Annotated in this window: 14 protein-coding genes and 1 pseudogene; 11 read left to right on the top strand and 4 right to left on the bottom strand. The window is 69.8% G+C overall.

Annotated features, from left to right (window positions below; all coding sequences use genetic code 11):
• Positions 1-123: 123 nt before the first annotated feature.
• Positions 124-753 (bottom strand): TetR/AcrR family transcriptional regulator, encoded by a 630-nt coding sequence (locus FXN61_RS39040; RefSeq protein WP_167978932.1) that lies wholly within the window; start codon positions 751-753, stop codon positions 124-126.
• Between the two features lie 58 nt (positions 754-811).
• Here FXN61_RS39040 and FXN61_RS39035 point away from each other — a divergent pair, with 58 nt between their 5' ends.
• Both FXN61_RS39035 and FXN61_RS39030 read left to right on the top strand, forming a co-directional pair.
• Complete coding sequence (locus FXN61_RS39035; protein ID WP_167978931.1) at positions 812-1600, top strand: SDR family oxidoreductase; 789 nt, start codon at positions 812-814, stop codon at positions 1598-1600.
• A 38-nt stretch (positions 1601-1638) separates the two neighbouring features.
• On the top strand, positions 1639-2733 hold the full coding sequence (locus FXN61_RS39030) for an NAD(P)H-dependent amine dehydrogenase family protein (protein ID WP_167978930.1): 1095 nt from the start codon (positions 1639-1641) through the stop codon (positions 2731-2733).
• A gap of 6 nt (positions 2734-2739) precedes the next feature.
• On the opposite strand, the gene FXN61_RS39025 is transcribed toward FXN61_RS39030, so the two are convergent.
• The gene (locus tag FXN61_RS39025) at positions 2740-3297 is read right to left on the bottom strand and encodes a TetR/AcrR family transcriptional regulator (RefSeq protein ID WP_167978934.1); all 558 of its coding nucleotides are present in this window, start codon (positions 3295-3297) and stop codon (positions 2740-2742) included.
• Between the two features lie 421 nt (positions 3298-3718).
• Between FXN61_RS39025 and FXN61_RS55910 the strand changes: the two genes are divergently transcribed.
• The 5 genes from FXN61_RS55910 (at position 3719) to FXN61_RS39000 (ending at position 7808) form a co-directional block, all read left to right on the top strand.
• Positions 3719-3964: a DUF308 domain-containing protein gene (locus FXN61_RS55910; RefSeq protein WP_312878344.1), complete on the top strand. Its 246-nt coding sequence runs from the start codon at positions 3719-3721 to the stop codon at positions 3962-3964.
• 70 nt (positions 3965-4034) lie between these two features.
• The gene (locus FXN61_RS39015; protein WP_246292600.1) at positions 4035-4877 is read left to right on the top strand and encodes a trypsin-like serine protease; all 843 of its coding nucleotides are present in this window, start codon (positions 4035-4037) and stop codon (positions 4875-4877) included.
• 72 nt (positions 4878-4949) lie between these two features.
• Complete coding sequence (locus FXN61_RS39010) at positions 4950-5246, top strand: DUF4326 domain-containing protein (RefSeq protein WP_167978928.1); 297 nt, start codon at positions 4950-4952, stop codon at positions 5244-5246.
• Positions 5243-6298: a protein kinase family protein gene (locus FXN61_RS39005; protein WP_312878343.1), complete on the top strand. Its 1056-nt coding sequence runs from the start codon at positions 5243-5245 to the stop codon at positions 6296-6298. Before FXN61_RS39010 ends, FXN61_RS39005 begins: the two co-directional genes overlap by 4 nt.
• A gap of 52 nt (positions 6299-6350) precedes the next feature.
• Positions 6351-7808 carry an aminotransferase class I/II-fold pyridoxal phosphate-dependent enzyme gene (locus tag FXN61_RS39000; protein WP_167978927.1) on the top strand — a complete coding sequence of 486 codons (1458 nt, stop codon included), beginning with the start codon at positions 6351-6353 and terminating at the stop codon, positions 7806-7808.
• A 17-nt stretch (positions 7809-7825) separates the two neighbouring features.
• On the opposite strand, the gene FXN61_RS38995 is transcribed toward FXN61_RS39000, so the two are convergent.
• Positions 7826-8098 carry a hypothetical protein gene (locus tag FXN61_RS38995; protein ID WP_167978926.1) on the bottom strand — a complete coding sequence of 91 codons (273 nt, stop codon included), beginning with the start codon at positions 8096-8098 and terminating at the stop codon, positions 7826-7828.
• A gap of 128 nt (positions 8099-8226) precedes the next feature.
• Here FXN61_RS38995 and FXN61_RS38990 point away from each other — a divergent pair, with 128 nt between their 5' ends.
• From FXN61_RS38990 to FXN61_RS56680, 3 genes and pseudogenes are all read left to right on the top strand, one after another.
• Complete coding sequence (locus FXN61_RS38990) at positions 8227-11472, top strand: S8 family serine peptidase (protein ID WP_167978925.1); 3246 nt, start codon at positions 8227-8229, stop codon at positions 11470-11472.
• Between the two features lie 71 nt (positions 11473-11543).
• Positions 11544-11759 (top strand): annotated as a pseudogene (locus tag FXN61_RS56685) (hypothetical protein); the annotation flags it as partial.
• A gap of 14 nt (positions 11760-11773) precedes the next feature.
• Complete coding sequence (locus FXN61_RS56680) at positions 11774-12280, top strand: calcium-binding protein (protein ID WP_376770796.1); 507 nt, start codon at positions 11774-11776, stop codon at positions 12278-12280.
• 214 nt (positions 12281-12494) lie between these two features.
• On the opposite strand, the gene FXN61_RS38980 is transcribed toward FXN61_RS56680, so the two are convergent.
• Positions 12495-13679 carry an MFS transporter gene (locus FXN61_RS38980; RefSeq protein WP_167978923.1) on the bottom strand — a complete coding sequence of 395 codons (1185 nt, stop codon included), beginning with the start codon at positions 13677-13679 and terminating at the stop codon, positions 12495-12497.
• Positions 13680-13751: 72 nt separating this feature from the next.
• Between FXN61_RS38980 and FXN61_RS38975 the strand changes: the two genes are divergently transcribed.
• Positions 13752-13874, top strand: a 123-nt coding sequence (locus FXN61_RS38975; RefSeq protein ID WP_167978922.1) for a LacI family DNA-binding transcriptional regulator, incomplete at its 3' end; no start/stop codon positions are given.

The raw sequence follows: 13874 nt of genomic DNA, 5'->3' as shown, positions 1-13874 counted from the left end.
ACCGGCCGCTGTCACCGGCCGCGGCCGCGTTCCGCACCGCGATCACCGACGCCGGGCGCCAACGTCTTCCGCTGCCCCCGGAAAGCGCCTGGCTGCCGCCGGAACCGTTGGGGTGAAACACCATTACGGCGACGCGGCGGCGGACGCCGGTGCGGCGAGCATGCCGATGATCAGGTCGACCAGCTCCGAGGCCGAGTGCGGGTCGTCCGGCGGCAGATCGCCAGCGCACACGGCCCGCTCGCGGTCGGCGAGCAGGGCGAACAGCACGGTGGGAAGGACGCGGAGCCGTCGGCGCCGCAACGCGGGCGACAGGTCTCGCAGCGCGCGGTCGAGGCGCATGATGATCAGCCGGACCGCGGCCCGCCCCGCCCGGTCGAGGTTGGTGTCCGCAGCCAGTGCGGGGTGAGTGCGGACCTGTTCGAGGAACCGCGCGTAGTGGGTGGCGCCGTGTTCGTACGGGATGGTCAGCATCGGCACGACCAGTGCCGAAACCAGGGCACGGACGTCCTGCGGTTCGCCGCGCGCCTCGCTCTCGGTGAGCAACTCGAGGCGACGCTGCTCCAGGTCGGCGATGCGGTACTCGGCGACGGCGTCGATCAGCCCGTCCCTGCTGCCGAAGTGGTACTGCACCGCGGAGTTGTTGCGCTGGCCCGCGGCCGTCGCGATGTCGCGCAACGGCACCTCGGTGCCGTGCTCGGCGATCAACCGCTCTGCGGCGACGATGATCCGTTCCCTGGCGTCCGCGCTGCCCACGGCACCACGTTAACACGCGCATCTTGACTTTTAAGCGTCAGCGCTTAACAGTGGCCGGGTGGTGACAGACATGTTCGGGTTGCCCGATGCGGTGGCCGTGGTGACCGGCGCGGGCCGCGGCATCGGCGCGGCATCGGCGATAGCGCTGGCAGAGGCGGGCGCGGACGTGGTGATCAGCTCGCGCACCGCGGAGCAGTTGGCGGAGGTCGCCGGCAAGATCGAGGCATTGGGGCGGAGAGCCGTCGTCGTTCCGGCAGATCTGTCCGATGTGGACGCCGTGGCCGCGCTGGCGCACATGGCCGCCGAGCGGTTCGGGCGGCTGGACGTGGTGGTGAACAACGTGGGCGGCACCATGCCGAACACGTTCCTGACGACGACACCGGACTACCTGGAAGACGCCTTCCACTTCAACGTCACCACCGCGCACGCACTGACCAGCGCGGCGGTACCGCTCATGCTCGACAGCGGTGGCGGGTCGGTGGTCAACATCGCCTCCGTGATGGGCAGGCTCGCCGGTCGCGGGTTCCTGGCCTACGGCACGGCGAAGGCGGCCCTGACCCACTACACGCGCCTGGCCGCCACCGACCTCGCGCCGCGGATCAGGGTGAACGCGATCGACGTGGGCTCGGTCCACACCTCGGCGCTGGACGTGGTCGCACGCGACGAGAAGATCAGGACCTCGATGGAACAGGCGACGCCGCTGCGCCGGCTGGGACACCCCGACGAGGTCGCGGCCGCGGTGCTGTTCCTGGCGTCACGGGCATCCGGCTACACCACGGGATCGGTGCTGCGGGTCGACGGCGGCATCGGCGCGCCCAACCTCGACTTCAACCTTCCCGATCTCTGAGCCCTGATCTCTGCGGCCGGCAACCCTAGGAGACACACGTGACGTATCGCGTGGTGCAGTGGAGCACCGGCAACGTCGGCAAGTGGGCGTTGCGCGGCATCATCGACCACCCCGACCTCGAGCTGGCGGGCGTGTGGGTGTCCAACCCCGCCAAGAACGGCCGTGACGCGGGAGAACTGGCCGGCGCGGACCGTCCACTCGGGATCCACGCGACCACGGACGCCGACCAACTGATCGCGGCCAAGCCCGACTGCGTGGTCTACACGGCGATGGCCGACAACCGGTTGAACGAGGCGATCGACGACCTGTGTCTGTTGCTGCGGGCAGGCATCAACGTGGTGGCCAGTGGTCCGGTGTTCCTGTCCTACCCCGAGGGCACCGTGCCACCCGAGCTGATCGAGCCCGTTCGACAGGCCGCCATCGAGGGCGGAAGTTCGTTGTGGGTCAACGGAATCGACCCCGGCTGGGCCAACGACTGGCTGCCGCTGCTGTTGTCCGGCACCTGTCAGCGCATCGACATGATCCGCTGCTCGGAGATCACGGACTACTCCACCTACGACAACCCGTTGGTGCTGTTCGACATCATGGGCTTCGGCACACCGCTCGACCACACTCCCCTGCTGCTGCAACCCGGCGTGCTGTCGCTCGCCTGGGGCAGCGTGGTCCGCCAGCTGGCCGCCGCCCTGGACGTTCCGCTGGACTCGGTCGTCGAACACCACGAGCGGTTCCCGGCGCCGGAACCGTTCACGGCCGGAGGCCGCACGATCGCCGAGGGCACCATGGCGGCACTGCGGTTCACCGTCAGCGGCATGATCGCGGATCAACCGGTGCTCGTGCTCGAACACGTCACCAGACTGCGCCCTGACCTCGCGCCGGACTGGCCGCAGCCGGCAGGCACCGGCTGCTACCGCGTGGAGATCACCGGTGAACCCAACTACGTGCTGGACCTGCGACTGATCGGTGGCGACGGCGACCACAACACCGCGGGCGTGGCGTCCACCGCCATGCGTCTGGTCAACGCCGTTCCCGCGGTCGTCGACGCCCCGCCCGGCCTGCTCACCGCACTCGACCTGCCGCTGACCACCGGGCGCGGACTGGTCTCGGTCCCCGGACGCCGCGTCGCGAACGCGTGAGGCGCCTCAGGTGCTGCGCGCCGCGAGAATGCCCTCGACCGCGTCGAGGAAGGTGTCGCCGATCGGGCCGGGGTCCGAGAGGCACCCTGACGCCATCGCACCGTCGCGCAGCATGACGAAGTGCCTGCCGTGGAGCTCGGCGGGGGTGTCCCCGACGCGCGCGAGCAAGGCCGTGACGGTGTTGAGGAACCACCGGCGGTGTTCCAGCACCGCCACATGCACGGGATGAGCGGGGTCGGGGTACTCGGCCACGGCGTTGAGGAAAGCGCAGCCGCGAAACCCCTCGGTGCGGATGTGCTCGGCGATTGCCCGCGCGACACGGCGAACGGCGTCCGAGTCGCTTGACGCCCCGGCCACAGCGGCCTCGACGTGCTGGCGCATTGCCCGGTCCGCCTCCCCGAGGTACGCGACGACCAGGTCTTCCTTGCCGGCGAAGTGCCGGTACATCGTCGCGCGGGTCACCTTCGCCTCGGCGAGGATGCGGTCCACTCCGACGGAGTGCAGTCCCTCCGCGTAGAACAGCCGGCTGGCGGTCCCGAGCAGGCGAGACCGGGCATCGGACACGGTGCGAGTCACCCCGGCCACGCTAGCAGAGAGAACGTTCGGTCTTGACAACTGCGACCGCGCGCTGACAACCTCGAAGTAGAAAGAACGTTCTCCCTACCTCAAGGACACCTCGTGAGCATCGGCGCTGCGTCACCCGCAAGCCTCGCCCCCGCCCTCCGCACGCTGTACCTCGTCCGCTTCGGCTTCGCCGTCACGTGGGCGGTCGTGCTGTTCCTCACCGCGACCGAGATCGGGCCGGTCAGCGGCACGCTGCTGGTGCTCTACCCGCTCTTCGACGCGGCCGCCGTCGTGGTCGACAGCCGCACGTCACGAGCTGGACGAGCGTCCGCTGCCCTCTACGCCAACATCGCCGTCAGTTCCCTGGCGGCAGCAGGCCTGACGTTCGCCGTGCTGTCCGGCATCCCGGCGGTTTCTGCGGGTGTGGGGCGCTTGGGCGATCGTGTCCGGCCTGGCACAGCTCGCAGCGGGTGTCACCCGCAGGAGCCTCGGCGGACAGTGGCCGATGATCATCAGCGGCGCGATCTCCACGGTCGCGGGAACGTCGTTCATCCTGCAGGCGACCAGCGAGGGCGCGACGCTGAGCAACCTCGCCGGCTACGCGGCGATCGGTGGCGTCTTCTTCCTGGTCTCGGCTCTGCGTCTTGGCGGGTCACGTCATCTGTGAAAGCTGTTGCCGCAGCGTGCGCGGAGGTTGAATCCGCGCACGCCGTCGAAAGGGCTTCAGCATGCGTTTGATGAGAACGACCGCGGTGACCGCCGCGTTCCTCGTGGTGTCCGCTCTGCCCGCGTCCGCGATCAACTCCTACAACGCCACGCCCGCGCCAGAGCGCACCGAGGTCGGTGCGCTCGTCGCGACGTGGGACAACGACGACAACCCGGCGACCCCGGACCGCGTCGACTGGGTCTGCAGCGGAACCATGATCGACGCCGACACGTTCCTCACCGCCGCGCACTGCACGAGTGACTGGCCGGCGAACGTGAAGTTCTACGTGTCGCTGCACCAGGACGTACAGACCGCACTCGACACCGCCACGGGCACTCCGGCGCAGATCGCCGCCGCGGTCGCGGTGCCAGGCACGGCGCACAACCATCCCGCCTACCCCGGCTCCGCGGAGGACACGCACGACATCGCCGTCGTGCAGGTGTCCGCGCAGCAGATGAAGGCACGGTGGTCGTTCACCCCGGCGACGCTGCCCACCGCGAACCGGCTGGGCGAGCTCGGTCCGCAGGGCCTCGACGACACGTCCTGGATCGTCGCCGGATACGGCACGCAGGAGGCCCGCCGCGGTCCCGGTGGGCACACCCATCCCGGTGGTGGCGTCCGGATGAAGGCGCCGGTGACCTTCAACGCGCTGAACAACGCCTGGGTGCGGCTCGCCATGACCGCGCCGCAGGGCAACGGTGGTGCCTGCTACGGCGACTCCGGTGGCCCGAACTTCGCCACGATCAACGGCAAGCGGACCCTCGCGGCCACGACGATCACCGGTGACTCGCCGTGCTACGCGACGAACGTCGTCTACCGGCTGGACACCCCTGGCGCGAGGGACTTCCTGCGCCCGTTCGTCACCCTGCCCTGATCAGGCGGGTACCGGGTCGAGATCGCCGTGCACGACCAGTGCGGGCACGGCGATCTGCCCGATGATGGACCGATGACCGTGGTCAACCTCAAGGGACACCGCGACGACCCGGACTACGCGGACGTCGTGTACGTCGGCAGGGCGATGCATCGCGGCGGATGGCACCTCGACGCCTCACCGTTCGCGAACCCGTTCCGGCCAGGCAAGGACGGCACGCGCGAAGAGGTCATGCGGGAGTACCGCGCGTGGCTGCTCGACCGACCCGACCTGCTCGCACGCCTTCCCGAACTGCGCGGCCGCCGGCTCGGCTGCTGGTGCGTACCGCTGCCGTGCCACGCCGAGGTGCTCGACGAGTTGGCCAACGCGTGAACTCGACACTGGACATGTCGCACGGTGCACGGCTGGCCGCTCACGGAGCCGTCTCCAAGGCGCTGACGCTGTGCAGTGATCGTGAACTGCGCGACCTCGTGGACGGGGCTGAGCCGATGGGGTCCGGTATCGGCGGGACGTCGGCGCTGCTGGACGTCGGTGGGACGCCGGTCTTCGTCAAGCGGGTGCCGCTGACCGATCTGGAAAGGCAGCCGGAGAACGTCCTGTCCACGGCGAACCTCTTCGGCCTGCCTGCCTTCTGCCACTACGGCGTCGGGATCATCGGTGGGCCGGGCTTCGGGGCCTGGCGGGAGCTGGCCGTGCACACCATGACGACGAACTGGGTGCTCTCACAGGACTACGAGGGCTTCCCGTTGATGTACCACTGGCGCGTGCTGCCACACCCCGGGCAGTCGCTTCCCGAGGAACTGGCCGACGTGGAGTCCGCTGTCGCCTACTGGGGAGGCGGATCGGAGGTACGCCGCCGGATCGAGGCTCTGCGAGAGTCCTCGGCGAGCATCGCGCTGTTCCTGGAGTACATCCCGCACAACCTGCACGACTGGCTGCGCGCTCAGGTCAAAGCCGGCGACGAGAGTGCCTGCGCGATGGCGGAGAGGCAACTGCAGGCTGGGACCTCGTTCATGAACGCCCGTGGTCTGCTGCACTTCGATGCCCACTTCCAGAACATCCTCACCGACGGCGAGCGTCTGTACTTCGCGGACTACGGCCTCGCGATCTCCTCCAGCTTCACCCTGTCCGAAGACGAGGTCCGCTTCTTCGCCGACCACCAGACCTATGACCGTTGCTACACCGTCACACACCTGGTGATGTGGCTCATCGCCGAGCTGTACGGCTACAAGGGGGACGACTTCACCGCGTTCGTTCGCGCGTGTGCCCGAGGGGAGCAGCCAGCGGGAGTTCCGCCGCAGGTCGCCGCGATCCTCACCCGCCACGCCCCGGTCGCCGCGGTGATGACGGACTTCTACCGCCGGTTCCAACGGGAGACCAGGCAGGCGCGCTTCCCGTCACCTGAATCGGCGACATCCGACTAGTCCCGCAACGACCCGGGTACACGGCGATCATCCGAGCGGGAGGGTGCGGCCGATGGACCACAGCAGTGCGCCGGTGCTCGAGGCGATCGAGCGTTATCGCCGCGAAGACCACATCGGGTTCATCCCGCCCGGCCACAAGCAGGGTCGCGGAGTGGATCCCCAGGTCCTGCAGGTGCTCGGGCCCGACGTGTTCAGCGCGGACCTCATCAAGCTCAACGGACTCGACGACAGGGAGATGAGCGGCAACGTCATCGCCGACGCCGAGGACCTGATGGCGGACGCCGTCGGCGCCAACCGCGCCTACTTCTCCACGTGCGGCAGCTCGTTGTCGGTGAAGACGTGCATCATCACGGTCGCCGCGCCGGGTGAGCGGTTGCTGGTGTCGCGCAACGCGCACAAGTCCGTCGTGGCCGGTCTGATCATCAGTGGCGTTGACCCGGTGTGGGTGCATCCTCGGTGGGATCCGGCGTGGGAGTGGGCGTACCCGCCGGGGCCGGACGAGGTCGAGGAGGCCTGCCGCAAGGCACCGGACACCAAGGGCATGCTGCTGATCACGCCCACGGACTACGGCACCTGCGCGGACATCCGGGGAGTCGCCGACGTCTGTCACGCTCACGACAAGACGCTGATCGTGGACGAGGCCTGGGGCGCTCACCTGCCCTTCCATCCCGGCCTGCCCGCGTGGGCGATGGACGCGGGCGCGGACCTGTGCGTCACGTCCGTGCACAAGATGGGCGCCGGGCTGGAGCAGAGCTCCGTCTACCACCTGCGCGGCGACCGCGTCGACCCCGGCGTGCTGGCCATGCGGGCCGACCTGCTCGACACCACGAGCCCGTCGTCGCTGATCTACGGATGCCTGGACGGGTGGCGCAGGCAGATGGCTCTGCACGGTGAGCAGCTGCTCGACCGCGCGCTCGACCTGTGTGCGAGCACCCGGCAACGGCTCGCGGCGCTCGGCCTGCGCATCGTGTCGGCCGACGACGTCGTCGGCACGGGCAAGGCGTTCGATCACGATCCGTTGAAGATCGTGATCGACCTGCGGGACCTCGGCATCTCCGGTTACTCCGCGGCGGAGTGGCTGCGGGCGCACTGCCACGTCGACGTCGGGCTGTCCGACCACCGGCGGATCGCCGCGCAGATCACCGTCGGCGACGACACCGGCACCACCGGGCGGCTCGTCGACGCGCTCAAGGCCATGCTCGGCGCCGGCCTCCCGGCCGCGAAGCCGGTCGAGATCCCCGATCCGGGAGAGCTCGAACTGGACCAGGTCATGCCGCCCAGGGACGCGTTCTTCGCCAATGCCGAACACGTCTCGATCAAAGACGCCGTGGGCCGGATCTGCGCGGAGACCATCAGCCCCTATCCGCCCGGTGTGCCCGCCGCGCTGCCGGGTGAGGTGATCACCCGGCCGGTCGTCGACTACCTGCGCAGCGGCAAGGCCGCGGGCATGTACCTGCCCGACCCCACCGATTCCGACCTGGAGACGGTCCGCGTCGTCGCCGCACGGTGACCAGCACCGCGCGCAGGTCAGGTCCTCGGTCCGCGCTCGGGGCGAACCAGAGCCGCACGCGCCGCGGAGATGTCGTCGACCGCCACGACCTCGCGCCCTCCGGCCAGCACCAGGTCGTGCTCCGACGCGACGCCGAGCATGGCGCGCTTCTCGGCCAGTGACTTCGCCTGCCGGACGACTCCCTTCGCATCGACGCGAACGAGCGTGACCGACGGGTCCGTCCAGTGGAACTCCGCGACAGAGCTCAACCTCCGGACTCCGTCCAGGCTGAACCGAGCGAATTTCGGCATGTCCGCCACCTCCACCGTGGTCACTGAATTGGTCTACACCAATAACTCGGCCTGAGGGAAGGGGCCAGTCCGCGCTGGCCCCTCCCCGCCCGCACCGGGTCACGTAGACCGGTCGCTGTCACTTGTGAATGCCGAACCTTCTGGAGCACAACGACATGCGACGACTACGTGTGGTGGTGGCCGGGTGCGGGTTGTTCGTGTCACTCGCCGTCGTACCACCTTCCCCGGCCGCCCCTGCCCCACCGTCCGAAAAGGACAGAACCGTCACGCTGGTCACCGGTGACCAGGTGGTGGAGCGCAGAGTTCCCGGCGGACCCGCCGTCTACCTGCCGCGGGCCGGGAACGGGCGTGGTGAAGTCCAGTTCCTGCAGTACGGGATCTCCGGCCACCATTACGTCATTCCCGCCGATGCGGCCAGGCTGGTCGCGGCCGGGAAGCTCGACGAGCAGCTCTTCGACGTGCCACGGCTCCTGGCGGAGGGCGACGGCGCCGAACTGCGGCTGGTGGTGCAGCACGACGAGCAAGCCGCATCACTTGGCACAGCACGGAGGCTGGAGAGCCTGCCGGGTTCCGCCGTGCGCGTGCCGGCGGCGCGGGCGGCGTCGACCTGGTCAGCGCTCACCGGTCCTGGCGTGAGCAGAGTGTGGCTCGACCACAAGGTGCAGGTCTCGCTGCGGGACAGCATGCCGCAGATCGGCATGCCCGCGGCGTGGTCGGCCGGGTACACCGGCAAGGGTGTCAAGGTCGCGGTGCTGGACACCGGCGTGGACGCGGACCATCCCGACATCACCGGCGCTGTCGTGGCGCAGCGCGACTTCACCGGCAGCCCCAGCGGCACTGCCGACAGGTACGGTCACGGCACCCACGTGTCCTCGATCATCCGGGGAACGGGAGCCGCGTCCGGCGGCCACTTCCGCGGTGGTGCGCCCGCGACGTCGCTGCTGTCCGGCAAGGTGCTGGACGACTGGGGCTCCGGGTACGTGTCGTGGGTCGTCGCGGGCATGGAGTGGGCGGCGGGGAACGGTGCCCAGGTCGTGAACCTCAGTCTGGGCACCAGCGTGCCCAGCGCGGGTGACGACGTCATGTCGGTCGCCGTCGACCGGCTCACGAAGCAGACGGGAGCCTTGTTCGTCGTCGCGGCCGGAAACAATCCTTCAGTCATGGGCTCGCCCGCCGCCGCACGGGAAGCGCTCACCGTGGGCGCGGTGACCAAGCAGGACGTGGTCGCCGGGTTCTCCTCGCGCGGTCCGCGTGCCTTCGACAGCTTGCTCAAGCCCGAGATCGCCGCGCCGGGCGTCGACATCACCGCGGCACGGGCCAACGGCACAGAGATGGGCACGCCGGTGGACGACCGTCACACGACGGCGTCCGGAACGTCGATGGCGGCGCCGCACGTCGCCGCGGCGGCCGCGGTGCTGGCCGAGAGCCGGCCGGGATGGAAGGCACCGGAGCTCAAGGCAGCGCTGATGAGCACTTCCAAGGCACTACCCGGAGAGACCGTGTACGCGCAGGGCGCCGGGCGGGTCGACGTGGCGAGGATCCTGCGCCAGACCGTTCACGCGAGTCCGGGCGGGGTGAGTTTCGGCCAGGTCTACGACGACGAGCTGAGCCAGGTCGTGACGGTCCACAACACCGCAACGGCGGCGGTCGCCCTCCGGCTCGCGGTGGATGTGCGCGACAGCAACGGAAAACCCGCTCCGGCCGGCATGTTCGGCACTGGCGCGGACACCGTGGTCGTACCGGCCGCGGGCACCGCGGAGGTCACCGTGCGGGCAGGCGCGCGCACCTCCGCGCCACCGGGCAACTACAGCGGCTGGCTGGTCGGCTCCTCGGCGGACGACCACACCGTGGTCCGGGTGCCGATCGCATTGACCAAGGAGGCTGTGCCGCACCACGACATCGACCTGGTCACGCTGGACAGCGCGGGGAAGGCCGCCACCGGCTACCCGATCTGCGTCGGTCTCGAAACCGGTGAGCGCTGCCGGTTCGTGCAGCGCGAGGACGGCAGGGTGTCGGCACGGGTTCCGGCAGGCCGCCATCTGGTGGCCACCAACGTCTTCGAGCAGGGGCAGAAGCCGGACACCTGGCAGGTCTCCGCGATCGTCCGCCCTGTCTCGATCCGCCAGGACAGCACGTTCGTGCTCGACGCGAGAACCGCACGCCGGTCCGAGGTCACCGTGGACCGGCCGGGGAGCACGGACCTCGGCGCGATGCTGACCGTCGCCTGCGACACCCCGGCGGGCAAGGCGATGTTCAGCGCCGCGGCGGCACGTCTGAGCGACCTGCGCGTCGCGCCGGCGAAGGACGAGAGCGGTTCGAGCTGCCGCAGCACGTTCGGCACGGTCCTGGTGTCCGAAAAGGACTCCTACCACCTCGTCTTCCCGTCGGTCGGCGACATCCCCACACCGATGTGGACGGTGCGCGACGACCAGCTCGCGGTCGTCGAAGCCAGAAGCGCAGCCCAGGGTTCCGTGCGGCAGCACGCCGTCAAGACCGTCTCGCCGATCTCGGACGGGTGGTTCGTCGTCCCGTGGAACTCCCTCAAGGTGCCGCTGCCCGGCGTGCGCACCGAATACCGTTCGCCAGGACCGTGGATCTGGTACACCTACTTCAACACCTACACCGACGACGGTGAAACCTTTTTGTCGCAACAGATCGCCAACACCACCTACCCGGCGGCCGGGCGGGTCGCCGAGCGGTGGAACGCCGCGGTGTTCGGTCCGAGTCTCGCCCCGGTCGACAGCACCGCCTACCGTTTCGGCAACACCGTCCTGTTCCAGATCCCGCTGTACGGCGACCAGTCGCCGGACCACTCCGGCTACCTGCCCGGCATGACGGGCACCGTGTCGTTGTTCCGCGATCACGACCTCATCGGACCGGGTTCCCTTCCGTTCGGCAACGTCAGCGCGTGGGCCCAGGTCCCCGCAGAACCAGGGCGGTACCGGCTCGTTGTGGACGCGGAGCAGTCGGCGCCAGGTACGCCGTTGTCGCGGCGGATCAGTGCCGAGTGGACGTTCCACTCCGGCTACGCCGACGACACCACGCAGATCTCGTTGCCACTTCAGGTAGTTCGGTTCGCGCCACCCGTCGACGAACGCAACACCGCACCGGCAGGGCAGGAACTCCGCGTGCCGGTCACTGTGCAGCGCGTCGCCGGCGCGCCACCGTCCACGATCATGGGGATCTCGGTGTTCGCCTCCTACGACGATGGCGGCACGTGGTATCCCGTACAGCTCATCCCCACCGCGACCGGGTGGGACGCGGTCCTGCACCATCCGCCGGGCGCCCGCACGGTGTCGTTGCGCACGACCGCGACCGACGCCGGCGACAACTCGGTGCAGCAGACGATAATGCGCGCCTATGAGCTCAGGTAGTGGAGAGAACCGTTGGGCCACCGAGATTTGGCCCCTTGGATCAGCGCCCCGCACGGCAAGAGACTGCTGTCATGAGCGAATGTCGAAGATCAGTTTTGCCCGCCGTTCTCGTGGCGGCGGGTCTGGTGCTCTGGCCGACCGGTGTCGCAGGGGCGCAGCCCCAGCAGACGTGCAACGGCCTGAACGCCACGCAAGTCGGGACGAACGGCAACGACGTCCTGTTCGGCACGAACGGACCGGACGTCTTCGTCACGCTGGGCGGCGACGACGTGGTGTTCGGTCTCAACGGCAACGACACGGCCTGCCTGGGTGCGGGCGCGACGAGTTCTTCGGCGGCAACGGAAATGACTGGGCCACAGGAGAAGCGGGTGCGGACACGCTCAACGGCGAGGCGGGCAACGACACGCTCCTCGGTGGTGACGGCCCGGACCGCCTCGACGGCGGAGCGGGCCACGATCGGCTTATCGGCGGTGCCGGCGCCGACATCATCGAGTCGGGTATGGGTGACGACACTGTCAACGCCGGACCGGGCGCGGACTCCGTGAGCGGTGGCGACGGCAGCGACACGCTCAACGGGCAGAACGGCGCCGACCGCATGAGCGGCGGCAACGGCAACGACCGTCTCAACGGTGGCGCGGGCGTCGACGATCTCGACGGAGGCGCCGGAAACGACATCGTCAACGGCGATGCGGGCAACGACACGCTGACCGACCCGGCTGGGCAGGACGTCGGTGACGGCGGCGCCGGCCAGGCCGACCGCTGCGACTCGCGCTTCGAGTCGCTGTCCAACTGCGAGATCATCTTCTGATCCGATCGGCACGGCAGGCCACGTCGTGTCATGTGGCCGGGGCGCGGAACGGGTGCCGCCGAGGTGAGCCGGGCAGGGCTTGCGCGCCGGGGGCACCCATCTCGCGGACAGGTCGGCGCACGGCGGTCTGTGGTGGCCGGCTCGAGCCGCCGGCGGCCGGTCGCCGAACCCGATGACGGCGACGTCTCAGGGGTTCGGGCGGCCGGCACGCCCTCTATTGTTCCGAACCGGCCCGAGGTGGCCGCATCGCAGGCACGAGTGCCAACGCGGGCAACAACAGCAGCGGCACCACCAGCAGTGCCCGCAGGACACCCACCTCGTCACCGATCAGGCCGACGAGCGGCGGCCCGGCGAGGAACGCGGTGTAGCCGATGACCGCCACCACGCTGACCCGCGCGGCCGCGTACGCGGGGTCGTCCGCAGCCGCACTCATCCCCATCGGGAACCCCAGAGCCGCCCCGAGCCCCCACAACGCGACACCGGCGACCGCCACCGCCGATGATCCGGCCAGCACCGCCACCGTGGCTCCGGCGGCGGCCAGCAGCATGCTGACGATCAACACCGGCACGCGTCCCCACCGGTCCAGCGCCACGGTTCCGGTCAGGCGCCCCACCGTCATCGTCGTGACGAACACGGCGAAGACGACCGCGCCCGCCGCGGGATCGAACGCATGACCGTCGACGAACGCCACCGCCACCCAGTCGTTCGCGGTGCCCTCGGTGAACGCCAGCACCAGCACGAGCAACCCGATCAGCAGCGTGCGCGGTTCCCGCCACGCGGCCATGACTCCACTGCCACGGCCGTGTGTCTCGCCACCGCCGAACCGGTACTCCCGCGCGGCCACCAAGGTGCCGCCCGCGACCACCACCGCCACAACGGCCAGATGCCACGTCACCGGCAGGGCCGCCCACGCCACCAAGGACGCCAGCCCGGCGGCGAGCACGGTGCCCAGGCTCCACATCGCGTGGAACCGCGGCATGACCGCCCGCCCGAGCGCGCGCTCCACCTCCGCGGCCTCCACGTTCATCGCCACGTCGCACGTGCCGGACCCGTACCCGAGCACGAAGATCCCCACCGCCGTCAGCGGCACCGACGGCCAGGCGCCGATACCGGCACCGGCCACCGCGAGCCCCGCCGCGACCATCACCGCCGACACGCACACGGCACGCCGTGGCCCTAGCCGGTGCGTGACCTCTCCCGCGGTCAGCATCGCGAGGCAGGCGCCGACCGACATCGCCAGCAGCAACATCCCGAGCGCACCCGCGGTCAGGCCCAGCGCGTCGCGGGCGGCGGGCACGCGGGCGAACCAGGTCGCCACCGCGACTCCGTTGAGCCCGAACGTGACCGCCACACCGGCCGCGGCGGCGCGGATCTGGCTGCGCGGCAGCGTGGTCGTCATCCGGTTCCCCCTTCGTCACCCGTCAAAGTAGTAGCTCATCCGTGGAAGCGCTTCCACCGCAATACTGGTGAGATGACGGGTACACACACCGCGACTCTGGACGACGTGGCACGGGCGGCAGGCGTCTCGCGAGCGACCGCCTCACGCGTGGTGACCGGCCAAGGCCCGGCGTCGGCCAGAGCCCGCGACCGGGTC

Source organism: Lentzea indica (assembly GCF_012184385.1).
GTDB lineage: Bacteria > Actinomycetota > Actinomycetes > Mycobacteriales > Pseudonocardiaceae > Lentzea > Lentzea indica.
Note: the sequence above shows the minus strand (reverse complement) of the source record. Positions and strands in the feature narration are given on the sequence as shown.

What these genes read in the sequence shown, in the direction of transcription:
- FXN61_RS38995 (WP_167978926.1), bottom strand. Translation starts at nt 8,098, where the DNA reads ATGCCGAAATTCGCTCGGTTCAGCCTGGACGGAGTCCGGAGGTTGAGC.
- FXN61_RS38990 (WP_167978925.1), top strand. Translation starts at nt 8,227, where the DNA reads ATGCCGAACCTTCTGGAGCACAACGACATGCGACGACTACGTGTGGTG.
- FXN61_RS38980 (WP_167978923.1), bottom strand. Translation starts at nt 13,679, where the DNA reads ATGACGACCACGCTGCCGCGCAGCCAGATCCGCGCCGCCGCGGCCGGT.
- FXN61_RS39000 (WP_167978927.1), top strand. Translation starts at nt 6,351, where the DNA reads ATGGACCACAGCAGTGCGCCGGTGCTCGAGGCGATCGAGCGTTATCGC.
- FXN61_RS39010 (WP_167978928.1), top strand. Translation starts at nt 4,950, where the DNA reads ATGACCGTGGTCAACCTCAAGGGACACCGCGACGACCCGGACTACGCG.
- FXN61_RS39015 (WP_246292600.1), top strand. Translation starts at nt 4,035, where the DNA reads ATGAGAACGACCGCGGTGACCGCCGCGTTCCTCGTGGTGTCCGCTCTG.